Origin of the sequence: Nibribacter koreensis (assembly GCF_039541795.1) — a bacterium.
Taxonomy (GTDB): domain Bacteria; phylum Bacteroidota; class Bacteroidia; order Cytophagales; family Hymenobacteraceae; genus Nibribacter; species Nibribacter koreensis.
Genome location: NZ_BAABGX010000002.1, coordinates 1,448,559 through 1,465,506 on the forward strand (window position 1 = coordinate 1,448,559; position 16,948 = coordinate 1,465,506).

Here is a 16,948-nt window from a genome sequence, read left to right on the forward strand (position 1 = left end):
CTATTCTATATATGCTTATGCCTGGGCGCCTTCTTTCAAGCGTTCGGCGTTCTCAGCTATTCTTAGCTGTTCCACAAACTCGTCAATACCGCCGTCCATTACAGTAGGAAGGTTGTATACCGTCAAGCCAATGCGGTGGTCGCTTACGCGGCCTTGCGGGTAGTTGTAGGTTCTGATTTTGTCTGAACGGTCGCCACCGCCCACCATGCTCTTGCGCTGGGCGCCTTCAATCTCGTTTTTCTTGGCCAATTCCTGCTCATAGATACGGGAACGCAACACAGCCAAGGCCTTGTCAAAGTTCTTCATCTGTGATTTCTGGTCCTGGCACTGGGCCACCAAACCAGTAGGTAAGTGGGTCAAGCGAACGGCAGAATACGTGGTGTTCACTGACTGCCCACCCGGTCCCGAAGAACAGAACAAGTCCTTCCGGATGTCATTCATGTTCAGGTCAATGTCCAGTTCCTCCACTTCGGGTAAAACTACCACAGAGGCCACCGAAGTGTGGATACGACCCGCCGTCTCCGTAGCTGGTACGCGCTGTACGCGGTGCACGCCAGACTCAAACTTGAGCTTGCCGTACACGTCTTCGCCTTTGATGCCTACAATGACTTCTTTGTAGCCACCGGCAGTACCTTCCATCACGTCAATCACCTCCATTTTCCAGCCCTGCTTTTCAGCAAAGCGGCTGTACATGCGGTACAGGTCACCAGCAAACAGAGAGGCCTCATCGCCACCGGCGCCGGCTCTAATCTCCATGATGATGTCCTTGCTGTCATCTGGGTCAGTAGGGATTAGCATCTCTTTCAAAGACTCTTCCATCTGGTTGCGCTGTGGTAACAGCTCGTCCAGTTCCTCTTTGGCCATCTCCCTGAAATCCTCGTCCTTCTCGGTGGCAATGACTTCTTTGGTATGTTCAATGTTGCTCAGCAACAGTTTATAGCGCTCGTATTCGGCCACGATCTTTTCCAGGTCCTTGAACTCCTTGTTCAGGGACTTGTATTTTTTCATATCACTAACCACGTCCGGCTGGATCAGTTGTTGGCTCACGTCCTCAAACCGAACCTTGATCGCTTCCAGTTTATCTAACATCTTCTGCGTTACTTAATTCAGGGGGCAAAGATACGAAATTTCCTGCGCAACTGGCAGTGTCGTTTTTAGCCCATTTTCTGGAAAACAGCCTAAAAACGGGAAAAGTGCGATGCCGGATTTTAATTCTGAGACGCAGGGTTTCTTCCTTGGCCAAGCCCTGGCCTCACCATCCTACCAAGTCCCTTGTGGTTTTACTGAAGCCGTACCTGAATGCTGGCAGAACCTTGGCCCAGCTGGCCATAGGCTGTAAACCCTTCTACAAGGGCTCTATAGGTGGTCTGGGCATCTGCCGCAAAAAAGCTGAAGGAGGCATTGCCTTGAACATCTGTCTGCACAGAAGGGCTCCAGAAAAGGGTGGTTCTCAGGTCGGGCAGCTCTTCTTTTTGAGGTTTGTCATATAAAGGCATGTAAAACTCCCTAGCCGTTTGGTACCTGATGCCTTGGTAACCGGCCACGCCCTTGTATTTGTAAGTAGAACTGCGGTTGCCAGAAGCGCCTTTCTTCAAGGTAACCACAATGACACCGTTGCCGCCTTGCGTGCCGTACATTACGGCAGAAGGTCCTGGTTTTATGATATGAATGTTCTCCACGTCTAAAATAGAGACACCCTTTATAAACTCCACGTCTACCGGCATCCCGTCCAATAAATACAACGGCGGGCCAGCGCCACGCATGCTTACGTTTCCGTTGTTGATGATCAGGCCGGCTACTCGTCCTCTTAGATTTTCGAGTAGGTTTATGCCCTGGGTCAGCTCTGTAGCTTTTACTGTTTTGTCTGGACTGGTAAGAAGACCGCTGTAGAAAGGCGTTTCTGGCGCCTCCTTTTTTGCATTGATGTCTACGGTGCTTAACAAGATGCTTTTGCCAGACAACTGGTCTAGGCGTAATTGTTCACGGTTGGCTTGTAGGTAGTTCTGCTGTGCGGGTGTCACCATTTCTGGCAAAGCGTTGAAAGGGGCTCGGGCGCTCACCCGGGTCACTGGCAGGCGTTTATCCAGTCTCACTTCTAAGGGGCCTTTGCCTTTAGCAGGCTTGGCCTTTACCACAATATAGGTGCTGTCTATCAAACCATTGACCCCAAACCTGAACCTGCCTTGGGCATCTGCGGTGTCCTGGCTCATGTTGGTCACGTTTCTGAGGTCATAAAGCGTCACCAAGGCAAAGGGCTCTGGCTTGCCAGACGGTTTTAAAACGGTTCCCCCAACGGTTAAGCTCTGCTCTAAAGGATAGGCAAGCGAAGGGAGTTTATTGGCCAAAATCTCTTTCCAGGCAAATCGTCTGAAGCCTTGCGTCAGCAGGAGATTGTCCAGTGCCAGGGCCACCTGTGGCTCTTGTGACGAAAAATAATAGCCAGGTTGCTCAATATGGCCGCGCAGATCTGAGGTAAGAAGAAAGTGCGTAAGAATGGAAGAGCCGTTAGGCGTATGCTCAACTTTTTGGGCATCTGTCACGGCTATAGAAAAATGACCCGATACCGCCTTTCCTGCATGGTCACGCGCTTGCAGACGCATGGTTACTTTCTCTCTGGGGGCATAAGCAGGCTTATCTGTTGTGAGGGATAACTGTAAGGACTGCTGGTGGTTTACAAAGAAAAGGCGTTCAGCCAAAGGATCTCCAGTCTCTGAAAAAAGCGTTAGTTGAGCCACGCCCGTAGGAAAGTTGGCTCTTGGTATGTCTACAATGAGCAGGTCTTTGGGCTGCGGTACGTGTCCGGTAAAATAGACTTTGCCGCCTGTCTGCCCCACAATGCTCAAAGACTGCGGGCGTTTGTCTCCATCCTGGTAACCTACCAGGTAGATTTTTACTTTGACGTTGTCTGGCTTGGTGTTGTCAAGGGCCAGTACTACTCCTTTTTCTTGCGCAGCTGGTAAGGGGTATACTATCTCTGACCCATCACTGTTCTTAACTCTGGCTTGGTATTGCATTCCTGGCTGGGGTACAAAGCCAAAACGACCCATGCCAAATTTTAGGGTAGAGAAATCTGCTGCTTTTTTGCCGGTCTGGTCAAACACAGCACCCTTGACGTCTTGTCCCAGGCCAGCGCCGTTGGTGGCCTTTACACCCAGTACCGTCCACATGCCGGTCACCATCTGCCCGCTCTCTGGCAAGAACTGCACATCTAGCTGATGGCTAGGCGCAGGGATGCGAAAAGAGTGCTGGGTGGTTTTCTTACCGCCTTCAGGTTGTAGTGTAACTAGTAACTGAGTGTTTTGCGGCTTGTCAGCAGAAGGCAATAGAAATCTGAGCTGCGCCTCGCCTTTGGCATTGGTGTTGGCTTTTCTTTTGGCAGACTGTTTTCCTTCTGCAAGGGTACCGTAAGTTAAAGCGGCTGATGGAATGGCTGCCCCCTTCTGGTTTTTAAAGGTGACAGTAGCCAGAACTGAGTCTCCCTGCGCTTGTTTTTTAAACTGGAAAGTAGGCGTGGCCACTATCTCTCCGGATCTGGGGTTCCAGATTTTCAGGTTATGGTGAAAGAAGTAGTCTTCGTTAAAATTCTGCATCCAACTGGTATAGGCCCGCAGCCGGTACTGCTCTTCAGAGATGGTGTCTTGTAACATAAAGTCTCCATGCCCAACGCCGTTTTCTACGTTCACCGCAATGCGGCTGTAGACAGAATCCTCTTGGTTGAGTAGTTCTACATACAGGACCTTGCTCAGTAAACTAGGGGTGTTGTCAGTACCATTTACCAGATAGGCCTTAAACCAGATGTCATCGCCGGCGGCATAGTAGGGTTTGTCCAGGTGTAGGTATACTTTCTCTTGCGGGTAGTTTTTCTGAAACAAGGTTAGCACCGAGAGGAGTTTGTCTAGTACAGGATTAGCCTGCCATGTTTTGGGGGAGAAGGCTGCCAATAAAAGGAAAAACGCCAGGACAGCAGGATAAACGGTAAGCTTGAGAGGGGAACGCATTTTATATAAGATTGAATGTAGGATAGATTCCTAAATATAGCGAATTTAAGATGTGTTTTCACTCAGCCAAGCCCCTCTTTTCCTACACAAGCGTTTTCTAGGCACATAGTCGCTGCATAAACCTGAGCGCATTGCCGTAACTGATAGCCTCTAATTCCCTCACGGACACTTGTTCTTCCAAGGCTTGCAAGATGCTCTGGTACTTGGTGGCGTTTCTATGCTCTGGATGGAAGTAGGATTCCCCGCCCTCTATGATGCCCGATTCTTGGAAGAAATCTGCCCCAAACGCCAGCGCCTGCGGAGCCTTCTCCAAACCATAAAGAATATGCTCCAGCAACGCCTCGGGCCTGTTTGGATGCACAAACTTCTTCAGGAAATTCATTCCTATCAACCCTCCTCTGCGCGCCACTTCCTGTACCAGTTCATCGGGTAGGTTTCTGGGATTGTCATAAATGCGCCTGAAGTTGGAGTGGCTGGCAATGATGGGAATGTCCAGGGCGTGCTTATCTATGAAGTTGAGCAAGTCAAACGCCGAGGCATCTGAGGTGTGCGCCAAATCCACGGCAATGCGCTTTCCGCTCAGGTACCGTAACAATTCCTCTCCGTCGGGTTTCAGGCCGATGCCCGGGGTGAAGTTGCCGCCCGCGAACCGGTTCTCGTCTGCGTGGGTAAGCCCGATGTAGAGCAAGGGCCCGGCCAATTCAATGATTTCCTCCAGACGAGTGAAAGCGTTGGATAGAGGCTCACCTTCGTTACACAGGCCAGAGGCATTTTCAATAGCGGACACTATCGCGATTTTGTCTCCTTGAAGTATCTGCTGTTCCAACTCCTCTGGCCGAACTAAGGTGAAGACATCACGCTCTGCTAACAAAACCTCCTTGAAAAGACGCGCTTGCTTTAAAGTGAAGACGGCACTGCCGGGCTCGGTGGGCGTGAAGAAGGCCATGGTCTGCAAGCGCACCTTACCCGCCTTCAAATGCGGAATAGCACAGCCAATAATGTCTTCGTCCAGTGCAGTGGAGCCTTCAATCCAAGCCAGGTAACCGGTCAGGTCGCAGTGCAGGTCAATGATGGGCAATTTCATAATGAGTGATGAAGAGATTGAATGATTGAGTGCATGAAAAAGGTGAATACTTTTATGTCGCTGTTTTCCATGGCGCAAGCGTCCGCTTGTGTCCGCACGCATGGCTGATCCAATATGCACATAAGACAAGGCAGTGCCTGGTCTCTACAAGACCAATTAATAGGTAGGACCGTATAGCATACGCCCATCGCTTTCCTGATCAAAGCGCATTTCCAAATCCATACACATGCTATGCAAACAATGCGTGCGTACACAAGCAGACGCTTGCGCCATGGATATATAAAATAGAATCAGTTTTACTTTCAAGGCAGTTTACGGGCAACCCAATCGGTAAAGCGCAACAATGCCGTATTTTTTGCCGAATTTTGCAAAAACAAGTCAAAAACGGCGGTCTTCCAAAATTGCCTTTCTTTATATTCTTATGGCATCCTTACCTTCTATTTTACTGCACAACGGCAAAGAGCATTCTTTAAAGCGTTTCCACCCATGGGTTTTCTCGGGGGCTATCAAGAAGATTGAGGGCGATGTGCAGGAAGGCGACATTGTGGCCGTGTACACCCATCGCCGTGAGTTTCTGGGCATTGGCCATTACCAACCGGGTTCTATTGCCGTGCGCATTTTCTCTTTTAACGAGGTGGAGATTGACTACGCTTTCTGGAAGAGCCGGGTACAGCGCGCCGTGGACTACCGTCGGGAGCAAGGATTCCTAGACACGCCAGACACGGATGTGTACCGTCTGGTTTTTGCAGAAGGGGACAGTCTGCCTGGTCTCATCATTGACGTGTACGGCAACACGGCCGTGTTGCAGGCGCACAACGTGGGCATGTTCCACGTGCGTCAGCAGATTGCCCAGGCCTTGGTAGAAGTCTATGACGGCAAACTGACCGCCGTGTATGACAAAAGCGCCGAAACCTTGCCGGGCAAAGGCACCGAGCAAGGCCAGAACGGCTACCTGATTGGCGAAACGTCAACTCCGCACGTGGTCACCGAGAATGGCAACAAGTTCCTGGTGGACTGGGTGACCGGCCAGAAAACCGGCTTCTTCATTGACCAGCGCGAAAACCGCGAGTTACTGGCCCATTACTCCAAAGGCAAAACCGTCCTCAACACCTTCTGCTACACCGGCGGATTCTCCATCTACGCCCTCAACGCTGGCGCCGAAGCCGTGCATTCTGTAGACGTTTCCAAAAAAGCCATCGTGCTCACTGAGCAAAACGCCGAACTGAACAACGGACAGGACCGCCACGAAGCCTTCGCCATGGACACCTTTGACTTTATGAAAGGCCGTGAAGACTTCTATGACGTGATTGTACTGGACCCACCGGCGTTTGCCAAAAGCCAGAAAGTGCGCCACAATGCACTCATGGGCTACAAACGCCTCAACGCCGAAGCCATTGAGAAAATCAAGCCGGGCGGTATCATCTTCACTTTCTCCTGCTCAGGCGTGGTAGACAAATACCTGTTCCAGAGCACCGTCATGGCCGCCGCCATTGAAGCCGGTCGTAACGTCAAAGTCATGCACCACCTCTCCCAACCCGCAGACCACCCCATCAGCATCTTCCACCCAGAAGGCGAGTATCTGAAGGGCTTGGTGCTGTATGTGGAATAGGCGCTTAGCTTAGTGACGGGATATTTACTGTCTGATATAAAACGGAAATGACCAGCAGTTTTTGAACTGCTGGCCATTTCCGTTTTTGGGCTGTTTTGGTGAAATCAGGCCAAAAACGGATTAGATAATCTATAGACAGCCGCTAATCGCAGATTCTCCCCTTGAGGGGAGCGTAGAGGGGTGTTTACATCTGCGGATTATATCTTCCGTACAAGTGTGGATTTCTAATAGAGTCATTCCATACCGCCCAGACCTAAAGGAGAAAGCAAGACACCTCCGCAAGAACAGCACTTTGTCTGAAGTGTTGCTATGGCAAGAAATCAAAGACAAGAAGCTGGGTTACCAATTCCATCGGCAAGTGCCCATGCTTAATTGCATTGTGGACTTTTACTGTCATGAACTACAATTGGCTATTGAGGTAGATGGGGATAGCCATGATGAAAAGGCTGAATATGATTCTCTCAGAGAGCAAGAGTTGAAGGGGTATGGAGTGAGGTTGTTACGCTTTCAAGACATTGATGTCAAGCAGAATTTTAAGTATGTGCTTGACGAGATTTATCACTGGATTGAAAACCGCCAGCAGAAGTAACCAACTTGTGTAAACACCCCTCTACGCTCTCCTCAAGGGGAGAATCTGCGTTGCATAACCGTTTTTAGCCTCTTTTCACAAAAACAGGCTAAAAACGGTTTTTAGAAAAGTCCCTCTCTGTTGAGAAGTGAATTAAGGTAGGGTTACTGGTTCCCCAACACAAACTGCTTCTCCAGATTCTCTGGCTTTAGCGCTTCATCCAAACTCATTCTAATCCGCCATTCCTTGGGATAGTGGTTGTTGACGCGGTTCTGAAGTTTCTTGCCCCAGCCCAGTGGAACGCCGTTGAATTGTACCAGCACCCAGCCGTTGGCCGAGTCTTCCAGCACCACGTCTTCGCGATGGAGGAACTTGAGGGCGGTGGCCAGGTCTACCTCGGCGCGGGGAAAAGCATCTGCGGATAAATGTTGGGACAAGGCGAGGGCGGGCAGAGGCTTGGCGTTGTTTTTCATGACCTCGGCTAGTTCAATACCGCCGTAGACCACGCGAAGGTTCTCATAGAGTTGCTCCAGTTCCAGCATCCAGGCTTTGGGCAAGGCGCGTAACGTTTCTTTGTGCTTCACAATCTCCCAGTCGCTGGACTCACTCAGCCAGTCCTGCACCAGGACTTTTTCTTGTTTAGAGGCCGACACCAGGTAGGGACGCTTGCTCTTGCGGTAATTGCCGGCTTCGTCGCCTTCGGTTTTGCGGACCACGGCTAGGAAGAAGCCTTCGCCTTGAGTTTTATGTGGATAAAAGCGGTACCCGCGCATGCCTTGTTCCTGGGTCTCAGTGATGTTCCACTCGGGTTGCAGGGCTAAGGGTACGGTTTCTACATCTTGCTGATTGGACAGCCAGACCAGATTCTCCTCGTTTTCTTCTGAATTGTAAGTACAGGTGCTGTAAATGAGGACTCCGCCGGGTTTCAGGGCATCCCAAACGTCCATGAGAATACGGCGCTGGCGCTCAGAGCAGAGTTTGACGTTGGCCTCAGACCATTCCTGGATGGCGTCGGGGTCTTTCCGGAACATTCCCTCGCCGGAGCAGGGCGCGTCTACTACCATCACATCAAAGAAGCCGGTCAGGACACCGATGTGGCTGGGGTCGTTGTTGGTCACCACCACGTTCCCGCTTCCCCATTTCTGGATATTCTCGGCCAGGATGTTCGCTCTGGGTTTGATAACCTCGTTAGCTACTAGCAGACTTCCCTCAGAAAGCAGAGAAGCGATGTGAGTAGACTTTCCGCCAGGAGCCCCGCACAAATCCAGCACCGCCAATGACTCTTCTAAATCCACGCTCTGCTTCAGAGCCTGCTCCAGAAACATGGAACTGGCTTCCTGCACGTAGTACGCCCCGCCATGAAACATGGGGTCTAGCGTGAAACTGGGGCGCTCAGAAAGGTAGAAACCAGTCTCGGTCCAAGGCACCGGCGTCAAAGAGGTAAGCAAAGAGGTCTTGTTGGCATTCACCCGTATGCTGATGGGCGATGCGCTGGCCAAAGCCTCTTTGAAAGCGGTGTAGTCCTCTTCCAGTTGGGTTTGCATGCGCACCTGAAAGGAAAGCGGAAGTTGTATAGACATGGCTGGTAAGCGTCAAGGTAAGGCAGATAGCCAATGCAGTATCTGCTGTGAAAGCGTTTTTGACCTGTTTTCTGGAAAATAGGCCAAAAACGGAATTATTCTGCCGGCAGGATAGGCTCTTTGCGGGTGGTGATTTTAGAAGGCTTGCGCACGGTGCGCGTCTGGTACACGGGGTTGTCCACAAAGGCCACCACTTTCAAGGTCAGGTCAAGGCCGGTGATCGTGCTGGGGTTCAAAAAGCCTAGGTGCAAATAGCCGTCATCCGTTTTAGGCGTCTGGTTGGCCATGATTTTGCCGTAGTCAGAGAGAACGTCCTGTCCTTTGGCCACGCCGTAGGGTTTCCAGCCGTCCTCGTCCTCCCGGAACAGGTTGGCGTTGGTCTTGTTGAGCAAATAGTAGCTAATGTAGCCACTGCTTTTCACCTGCGGCAATTGCGGTAACAGTCCCAAACCGAAGGCCACCAAGGGATTGCTCCCTGTCAACAAGGCCGTCGCGCCTTTGGCCAACAGCTTGCCAGATTCCTGCAAGGCCTGCACCGATTCCTGCCCTACGCCTACCCAGTACACCCAATGCTTGGTATTGGCGGGTAGTTTAAAGCGCTCGGTGGTTCTGTTGTTGCTGGTGATGTTGGTGACGGAGGCCAGCCTAAATGTCTTGTCCAGAATAGTTTCTGGCTGCAGTTCGTTTTTTACCAGAACCTTCTCTGTAGCCGTGGTCCAGGTAGTGTCTTGCACGGTGCGCCAGGCTACGTGCGTGTTAAAGTTCTGCGATGAGGCGCTGGCCGGAATACGAGTTAACGTGAAGTGACTTTTGGTGCTGGTAGGCGAAAGGCTCTGCAAGGTGATGGTGTACACCGACTTCTGCGGAACGGTCAGGCGCAACTTGCTCAACTTCTTGGTTTCTTCTACACTGTACAGCGGGGAGCTGGAGTAGAACTCCTGTACCGTCACTTTGTAGTTGACCTTGGCCTTGTTGTCCAGGTCCAGCACCAGCACGTCACCCGCCTGAAACGCGTATTGCAACTGCGTGGCGGGTTGTTTGGTGCCGGCTACCTGCACCTCTAAATCGGCAATCTTAAGCGCCTTGCCAGACTGGGCCTGCAAACTCACAGAAAGCGAAAAGCATAAACCGGCAACAAGGGCAAGAAACCTGAGAGAAAAGCTAGACATATGGGCGCGAGGTAAATTCTGTTTTCAACGCAATTTACGAAAAACGCCTCAGAATCAGTATCTCTCCTCCAGCCACAGCTTTCTAGCCACACCCACGCCTACTAGGTTCCCCTGTCCGCCCCCGCGCAGTAAGATGGCCACATTTTGTCCTTCATAGATCTCGTTCATGCTGATGGTCTTTCCGTCCAGCCCTATGATTTGCGTGATGGGCGTCACCAAGACAAAGGCTCTGGTAAAGCGCGCATACTGTGAGGTGGTGCCCTCTACTTCCAGTGTTACCTGGCCTTGGTCATACACCTTCCGGATGACGGTGCCCCGCACATCTACGCGTCTCAAGGGCACAGTGGGTTCGGCTTCCTCGGTGGCGGGTGCGTTGGTAGACTTGGTGGGCGTGACAGAACTTTTACAGCCGGTGAGCAAGGCAAACGCCAGTAGAATAAGAAGCGCAAAGCGGTTATATGTTTTAGCTAGGTTCATCTTTAGAAACAATTAGTTACCCCTTTTAAACGGAATAACGGGTAGGGAGATATACTGCGTGTAAGGCGAGATTTATCAGGAATTTTCATGTTATAAGGAGCCAAAGGCGTGGTTTTTTTGTTTTCCTAGAACCCACGAGCGGTGCCAATTCCCTTATTGTTTCACTATCTTGGCACCATGACCGCCGTGCGGTTTTCTATACTTTATGGCTAAAATCAAAACAGCATATTTCTGCCAGAGCTGCGGCGCGCAGTCGGCTAAATGGGTGGGTCGTTGTCCGGCCTGCGGCGAATGGAACACCTACGTAGAGGAAGTTCTTTCCCGCGAGGACGTGACGCCTACCTCGGCTTGGAAAGTTGGCACCAGCAGTCAGCAGGTGGCCAGCAAACCCAAGCCCATCGCAGAAATCACCTATTCAGAACAGCACCGCATTGAAACCCAGGACGGCGAACTGAACCGCGTACTGGGCGGCGGCATCGTGCCTGGCTCCATGGTTTTGATCGGCGGCGAGCCGGGCATTGGCAAATCCACGCTCATGCTCCAGATTGCCCTCAGCCTCAAAAACCAGCGGGTCTTGTACATCTCCGGGGAGGAAAGCGAACAGCAGATTAAAATGCGCGCCGAGCGTCTGGGCGCCCAGCATCCCAACTGCTTTATCCTCACAGAGACGGGTACCCAGAACATCTTCAAGCAGATAGAACAGCTTCAGCCCGAGGTCCTGATTGTAGACTCCATCCAAACCCTGCATTCGTCTTTTATAGAAAGCGGGGCCGGTAGTGTGGCCCAAGTGCGTGAGTGTACGGCAGAGTTGTTGAAGTTTGCCAAGGAAAGCGGGACGCCCGTGTTTCTGATCGGCCACATCACCAAGGAAGGTTCTTTGGCTGGTCCTAAGATTCTGGAGCACATGGTAGACACCGTGTTGACGTTTGAAGGCGACCGCCACATGACGTACCGCATTCTCCGCACGACTAAAAACCGCTTCGGGAGTACCTCTGAACTGGGCATCTATGAGATGCTGGGCACGGGCCTACGGGAGGTGAGCAACCCGTCTGAGATATTGATTTCTCAGCGCGAAGAGTCCTTCAGTGGCATTACCATTGGCGGGACCATGGAAGGCAATAGACCGCTGTTGATTGAGGTGCAAAGCCTGGTGAGCCCCGCCACCTACGGCACGCCCCAGCGCACGGCCACCGGCTTTGACGTGAAGCGCCTGAACATGCTCTTAGCCGTGTTGGAGAAACGTGGTGGCTTTAAGCTGGGTACGCAAGATGTCTTCTTAAACATTGCCGGCGGTCTTAAGGTTGAAGATCCGGCGTTGGACCTGGCCATTTGTGCGGCCTTGCTTTCCTCCTTTGAGGACATCGCCATTCCGCATACCACGTGTTTTGCGGCAGAGGTGGGCTTGGGCGGCGAGGTACGGGCGGTGCATAGAATTGAACAGCGCATCTCTGAGGCCGAAAAGCTGGGCTTCCAGGATATCTACATTTCTAAGTACAACAAGAAGGGCGTGGACTTTAGCCGGTTTAACATAAGAATACACGCGGCCAGCAGGTTAGAAGAAGTTTTCAGCGGATTGTTTGGTTAAGGCGCTCAGATTGAATGATTTTTAAATAGTGAGCGTTTAGTCATCATCGCTTTTGTTATAATTCATTCAATTACATATTTACAGGATCAGGAATGCGGTATTACAACTTCTCTAAGCTTCTTTTCTCGGTTTTCTTCCTGTTTGTGCTGGTTTTTCAGGCGCAGGCGCAGAAGTCGGCTACCATTACCGGCAAGATTGCCAAGCCGGTCAGTGACAGCGCACTGGTAGAACTATACACGTTGCCGGCCTCCTACTCGGGTAAATCCTATACGGCGGCGCTCAACAACAGCGGCGAGTTTAAGATTACGGTGCCTTTAGAAGAAGGCATGGTAGCAGAATTGGTACATGGGCCAGAGTCTATGATTTTGTTTTTGCAGCCGCGCAATAACCTGGACGTGCGCGTGAACGCCGACGACTTTCTCACTACCATCAAATACAAAGGCAACGGCGCCAATGAAAACAATTACCTGGTTGAGTTTGAAAAGAAGTTTGAAGAAGAGGAAGATTACCAGGTGCTGCCAGACAACGTGCACAAGCGCGAGGCAGACTTTGTTAAATTCTTAGAAGAGCGGCGCCGTGACCAGCGTGATTTCCTGGAGAAATATGCCAAGAAAGCGCCTTTGTCAGAAGCCTTTCAGAATTATGCCAAGGCTCAGATTGAGTACAGCTACGCTAATGATCGCTTAACCTATTCTGAGCTACGGCTGCGGGTGGGTGGTTTGGAGCCTAAACTGTCTGCGAGCTACTATGACTACCTCAAGAAAATGGATTTGAACCTGCCGGGCGCTACACGTAATCAGGCGTATCTGGACTTTCTGGTGAATTACTTCCAGTACAGGGCCTTGGGCGACCGTCGGGGTAACGTAGAGAAAGATTACTATCCTATCATGTACAAAATGGTGAAGGATGAGCTGAAAGGCCCCGCCAGAGACATGATGATGGCGCGCATTATCTCACAGTCTGCCCGGTTTGGGTATGTGCCAGATACAGACGCCATGTACGCAGACTTCCAGAAGCAGGTGGAGAATCCGCAATATCTTTCTTATGTGAAAAGCCAGTACGGGCAGTACCAGAAAGTAGGCATGGGCTCCCAGGCCCCCGACTTTAAACTGGTATCTGCCAAAGGCGACAGCGTCACCTTGAAAAGCCTGAAGGGCAAGTTAGTCTACCTTGGTTTCTGGCGCCCTTTGTGCGGCATCTGCCAGGTAGACCAGCAGGCGTACAAATACTTTGTAGAGCAGTTGGCAGAGAAAGGTATCACGTTTGTGCAAGTGACCGTGGGTGAAGAACTAGCCAATTGGAAGAAGTCTCTGGAGCAGAAGAAATACCCGGGGGTGCAGTTGTTTTCACCGGACCTGGATGATCAAGTAGTCAAAGCCTATGAGGTGAAGAACTTTCCCTCTTACTTTTTGATTGCGCCAGACGGAAAGCTCATCAAGACCAATGCCCGCCGTCCGGGGTACGCCTCTGGCGCGAACGACATTGCCGCTTTGGTGGACCAATACCGGGCCTCACATACCAAATAGGCGTTTTTGGCCTATTTTTGAGAAAACAGCCCAAAAACGTAGCTGTTTCTAATTTGAATGCGTTGATGTGCTGACTACTTTTGGCACCTCAACGCATTTATCTTTACAATAAACTCCCTTGACCAGCGGCGCCCTACAAGACGGATTGAATTTTGTGTCTAAACTGACACCGCGTCGCGCCTGGAATACCCTGCAGGTAGTGAGCAGCTATGCCCTGGCCAGAATCACCAAGAAACCACGCCATTGGGGAAGCCCGGTCAGCATCTCGTTTGAACCTACCACCTCCTGTAACCTGCGTTGCCCAGAATGCCCCAGCGGCCTTAGGTCGTTTACCCGGCCCACTGGCATGCTCCCAGACAACCTCTTCAAGGAGACCATAGACCAGTTGCATCAGCGGTTGCTGTACCTGCTCTTCTATTTTCAGGGAGAGCCGTACCTGCATCCTTCGTTCTTGGATTTGGTCAAGTACGCCTCTAAGAAAGGTATCTACACCGCCACGTCTACCAACGGCCATTATCTGTCTGAGGACAACGCGCGCAAAACCGTGGAATCTGGTCTGGATAGGTTGATTATCTCTTTGGATGGTACCACGCAAGAGGTCTACAAGCAGTACCGCGTGGGCGGCCATCTGGATAAAGTGCTGGAAGGCACCAAGCGCTTAGTGAAGCACAAGCGCGAACTCAAATCCAAGACGCCCTATCTTATCTTCCAGTTTCTGGTGGTAAAGCCCAATGAGCACCAGATTGAAGACGCCAAGAAACTGGCCAAAGAACTGGGCGTGGATGATGTCTGGTTTAAGACGGCCCAGATTTATGACTATGAGAACGGGTCGCCATTGATTCCTACCATAGACTATTACTCACGCTACAAAGAGCAGCCCAATGGCACGTATTCGCTTAAGAACAAACTGATAGACGGCTGCTGGAAGATGTGGCATTCCTGCGTGATTACCTGGGACGGTTTGGTAGTGCCCTGCTGTTTTGACAAAGATGCGCACCATAGGTTAGGCAATTTGCAAAATCAATCGTTTAAAGAATTATGGCGCAGCGACGCCTACCGCACCTTTAGAGGCTCTCTCCTGCACAGCAGAAGCACCATTGACATGTGCCGAAACTGCTCTGAGGGCACCAAAGTCTGGGGATGACCCCGCCCCGGCTTTCCTGTTTTGACGTGAATCTATTCTTTAAAAGAAACAGGCCATGTCTTCAAAATTACTACTCCTTCTTTTTGGGCTTCTGTTTTTCCCAGCCATTGCACGTGCCCAGGCGGCCAATGAGTATGAGCGCGGCGTGATAGCCGGCTACGCCTATGCCAAGACCCATTTCCTCCAACTAAGTATTCTGCACGGCAAGCATTACAGAAATGTGCACGTGCCCGCCTATGGCTACGGCGCCGGGATTGAGCTGGGCGTGCTGGACCATGAGGTGACGTTGGGCCTTAAAGGATTTGCCGAATACAACGCATTCCAGATTCTGGCCGCCAGAATAAACGCCATCACGTATCTGCGCGAAGATAGGTTAGACCTTAGGCTGTTGCCAGAGGTAGGATTGACGGCAATGGGCAAGGCAACGTTGTTGTACGGATACGGTTTGCCTGTAGCGGGTAGAGAGATGCCCGGCATTAGTGAGCACAGAATATCTCTTACCTTTACCTTCTTCCCGGGCGAGTAACAAGATAATTTAAAGCAGATTACGGATAGCCCGGGTAGAGTCGTTATATTTCCAGCAACTTACCCCGGGGCTTTTGCCGTAAGCAAATACGTTCCCTGTTGTTCACCAACTGCACCATCACCTGTGACCGAAATAAATCAAGCCTTTCAATTACTCTGGACTAAACTTGAGCTGTGGCTACGCGCCCTGGTACTCATGTTGCCCAACCTCATCATTGCCACACTGGTCTTGATTCTCACGTTCTTCGCGGCCAAAATCCTCCGGAAGACCTCAGACAAGCTCCTCATCAGGTTCACGCACAGCAGTTCTTTGAACAACCTTGTAGGCACTACGGTGTATGTGAGTATTCTCATTCTGGGCATCTTCTTTACGCTCAGCATCCTTAAGCTGGACAAGACGGTCACTACCTTATTGGCGGGTGCCGGTATCATTGGTTTGGCATTGGGTTTTGCGTTCCAGGACATTGCCGCCAACTTTATCTCTGGGGTGATTATTGCCTTCAGAAAGCCCTTTGTGGTGGGTGACGTGATTGAAACCAATGAACACTTCGGCACTATTGAGCGCATTAACCTGCGTACCGTAGACGTGCGCCGCCAGACCGGCGAGCTGGTTAAAATCCCTAACCGGAAGGTGTTTGAGACCTCTGTCATCAACTTCTCCCATTACGGCATCAGGCGCATAGACTTAAAGGTGGGCGTATCTTATGCCGAGGATCTGGAACGGGTGCAGGAAGTGGTCAAAGAGGCCATGGTAGGCATTAAAGGCATGATTGAAGGCAAAGAAGTAGAGGTGGTCTATGAGGAGTTTGGGCCTAGTAGCATCAATTTTCTGGTACGCTACTGGATTCACTACAAGCGCCAAACCGACTTCGTCTACGCAAAGAGTGACGCCATCATTAAGATTAAGAAGGCCTTTGACCAACATAAGATTGAGATTCCGTTCCCAATCACCACGCTCAACTTTGGGGTGAAGGGCGGCAAGGACCTGTCCATCCAGGTCAAAGACGGCCAGTCACAAACGCCAACTACAGAGTTGAAAGTGGCGGCCGCCGAAGACAACGGCAAAGAAAAAGGGGAGGACGGTTAACGCCTCCCCTTTTTCTAAATAGCAGCGCTACGTCTGACTATTTAGAATTCTTGTCTAAATTCTTGCCCATGTCTTCAATCTGCTTCAAGAAAGCGTCAATGCCTTGGTCTGCATAGGTGCCGTAGGAGTTGGAGATGGTGCCTCTGGTACCGTCCGTGCACTCTAAAGCGTACAGGATAGACATGTCATCTGGATTGGTTTCGCCCTCAAAGCGGTAGAAGTCCACAATCTTCACTTCTTCAACGTTGTAGCTTTTTTTGCCATCCAGGGTCCAGAGACGGTTGTCCTCGCCTACTTTAAAGTCTGTGGTAAAGCCGTCTTTGTTTAATCTAGCCTCTACGTTCACGAGGCTTCTTTCTTCTTCCTTGTCTTGCATAACCAAGTATTTTTAGATGATGTAAATATCTGTTTCGGTTCTCGGCTATACGTAAACACCGCAAATGGTTTACAGCTATATTCAAGATGTAGAATATAGTGATTGACAGTCAGGGATTTGAGAGTTTACCTGGAGGTTCGTTTTTGGGCTGTTTTCCAGAAAACAGCCCAAAAACGGGATGCAATGCGCACAAAAAAAGCTACCCTGTAAGAGCAGCTTT

General features: G+C 50.8%; 14 protein-coding genes. 7 read left to right on the plus strand and 7 right to left on the minus strand.

What is annotated here, in order from left to right; all coding sequences use genetic code 11:
• Nucleotides 1-15 precede the first annotated feature (15 nt).
• The 3 genes from prfA to ABD880_RS13545 form a co-directional block, all read right to left on the minus strand.
• Nucleotides 16-1,089, minus strand: coding sequence for a peptide chain release factor 1 (gene prfA / locus ABD880_RS13535; RefSeq protein ID WP_345167075.1), 1,074 nt, complete (start codon nt 1,087-1,089; stop codon nt 16-18).
• A 191-nt stretch (nt 1,090-1,280) separates the two neighbouring features.
• Nucleotides 1,281-3,998, minus strand: coding sequence for a TonB-dependent receptor plug domain-containing protein (locus tag ABD880_RS13540; protein ID WP_345167078.1), 2,718 nt, complete (start codon nt 3,996-3,998; stop codon nt 1,281-1,283).
• A gap of 97 nt (nt 3,999-4,095) precedes the next feature.
• Complete coding sequence (locus tag ABD880_RS13545; RefSeq protein WP_345167080.1) at nt 4,096-5,082, minus strand: dipeptidase; 987 nt, start codon at nt 5,080-5,082, stop codon at nt 4,096-4,098.
• A gap of 421 nt (nt 5,083-5,503) precedes the next feature.
• Between ABD880_RS13545 and ABD880_RS13550 the strand changes: the two genes are divergently transcribed.
• Nucleotides 5,504-6,691, plus strand: a complete 1,188-nt coding sequence (locus ABD880_RS13550) for a class I SAM-dependent rRNA methyltransferase (protein WP_345167083.1) — start codon at nt 5,504-5,506, stop codon at nt 6,689-6,691.
• A gap of 214 nt (nt 6,692-6,905) precedes the next feature.
• Entirely contained in the window at nt 6,906-7,280 is a 375-nt protein-coding gene (locus tag ABD880_RS13555; protein WP_345167085.1) for an endonuclease domain-containing protein, read from the plus strand.
• A 143-nt stretch (nt 7,281-7,423) separates the two neighbouring features.
• Here the strand turns inward: ABD880_RS13555 and ABD880_RS13560 are convergent, their stop codons facing one another.
• From ABD880_RS13560 to ABD880_RS13570, 3 genes are all read right to left on the minus strand, one after another.
• Nucleotides 7,424-8,839: a methyltransferase RsmF C-terminal domain-like protein gene (locus tag ABD880_RS13560; protein WP_345167087.1), complete on the minus strand. Its 1,416-nt coding sequence runs from the start codon at nt 8,837-8,839 to the stop codon at nt 7,424-7,426.
• A gap of 95 nt (nt 8,840-8,934) precedes the next feature.
• Nucleotides 8,935-10,008, minus strand: a complete 1,074-nt coding sequence (locus tag ABD880_RS13565; RefSeq protein WP_345167090.1) for a hypothetical protein — start codon at nt 10,006-10,008, stop codon at nt 8,935-8,937.
• A gap of 54 nt (nt 10,009-10,062) precedes the next feature.
• Entirely contained in the window at nt 10,063-10,485 is a 423-nt protein-coding gene (locus tag ABD880_RS13570; protein ID WP_345167093.1) for a hypothetical protein, read from the minus strand.
• A gap of 205 nt (nt 10,486-10,690) precedes the next feature.
• Between ABD880_RS13570 and radA the strand changes: the two genes are divergently transcribed.
• From radA to ABD880_RS13595, 5 genes are all read left to right on the plus strand, one after another.
• On the plus strand, nt 10,691-12,070 hold the full coding sequence (gene radA, locus ABD880_RS13575) for a DNA repair protein RadA (RefSeq protein WP_066507196.1): 1,380 nt from the start codon (nt 10,691-10,693) through the stop codon (nt 12,068-12,070).
• Nucleotides 12,071-12,162: 92 nt separating this feature from the next.
• The gene (locus ABD880_RS13580; protein ID WP_345167096.1) at nt 12,163-13,596 is read left to right on the plus strand and encodes a TlpA family protein disulfide reductase; all 1,434 of its coding nucleotides are present in this window, start codon (nt 12,163-12,165) and stop codon (nt 13,594-13,596) included.
• Between the two features lie 118 nt (nt 13,597-13,714).
• Nucleotides 13,715-14,740 carry an SPASM domain-containing protein gene (locus ABD880_RS13585; RefSeq protein ID WP_345167099.1) on the plus strand — a complete coding sequence of 342 codons (1,026 nt, stop codon included), beginning with the start codon at nt 13,715-13,717 and terminating at the stop codon, nt 14,738-14,740.
• 55 nt (nt 14,741-14,795) lie between these two features.
• A complete protein-coding gene (locus tag ABD880_RS13590) occupies nt 14,796-15,266 on the plus strand; it encodes a hypothetical protein (RefSeq protein WP_345167102.1) in 471 nt (156 codons plus the stop codon).
• 123 nt (nt 15,267-15,389) lie between these two features.
• Nucleotides 15,390-16,352: a mechanosensitive ion channel family protein gene (locus ABD880_RS13595; RefSeq protein ID WP_345167105.1), complete on the plus strand. Its 963-nt coding sequence runs from the start codon at nt 15,390-15,392 to the stop codon at nt 16,350-16,352.
• Nucleotides 16,353-16,389: 37 nt separating this feature from the next.
• Here the strand turns inward: ABD880_RS13595 and ABD880_RS13600 are convergent, their stop codons facing one another.
• A complete protein-coding gene (locus tag ABD880_RS13600) occupies nt 16,390-16,728 on the minus strand; it encodes a hypothetical protein (protein ID WP_345167108.1) in 339 nt (112 codons plus the stop codon).
• Nucleotides 16,729-16,948 lie beyond the last annotated feature (220 nt).

Bases quoted from the DNA above. Each gene is read 5' to 3' on its own strand.
- prfA (WP_345167075.1), bottom strand. From the start codon at position 1,089: ATGTTAGATAAACTGGAAGCGATCAAGGTTCGGTTTGAGGACGTGAGC.
- ABD880_RS13565 (WP_345167090.1), bottom strand. From the start codon at position 10,008: ATGTCTAGCTTTTCTCTCAGGTTTCTTGCCCTTGTTGCCGGTTTATGC.
- radA (WP_066507196.1), top strand. From the start codon at position 10,691: ATGGCTAAAATCAAAACAGCATATTTCTGCCAGAGCTGCGGCGCGCAG.
- ABD880_RS13570 (WP_345167093.1), bottom strand. From the start codon at position 10,485: ATGAACCTAGCTAAAACATATAACCGCTTTGCGCTTCTTATTCTACTG.
- ABD880_RS13550 (WP_345167083.1), top strand. From the start codon at position 5,504: ATGGCATCCTTACCTTCTATTTTACTGCACAACGGCAAAGAGCATTCT.
- ABD880_RS13590 (WP_345167102.1), top strand. From the start codon at position 14,796: ATGTCTTCAAAATTACTACTCCTTCTTTTTGGGCTTCTGTTTTTCCCA.
- ABD880_RS13580 (WP_345167096.1), top strand. From the start codon at position 12,163: ATGCGGTATTACAACTTCTCTAAGCTTCTTTTCTCGGTTTTCTTCCTG.
- ABD880_RS13560 (WP_345167087.1), bottom strand. From the start codon at position 8,839: ATGTCTATACAACTTCCGCTTTCCTTTCAGGTGCGCATGCAAACCCAA.
- ABD880_RS13540 (WP_345167078.1), bottom strand. From the start codon at position 3,998: ATGCGTTCCCCTCTCAAGCTTACCGTTTATCCTGCTGTCCTGGCGTTT.
- ABD880_RS13600 (WP_345167108.1), bottom strand. From the start codon at position 16,728: ATGCAAGACAAGGAAGAAGAAAGAAGCCTCGTGAACGTAGAGGCTAGA.
- ABD880_RS13545 (WP_345167080.1), bottom strand. From the start codon at position 5,082: ATGAAATTGCCCATCATTGACCTGCACTGCGACCTGACCGGTTACCTG.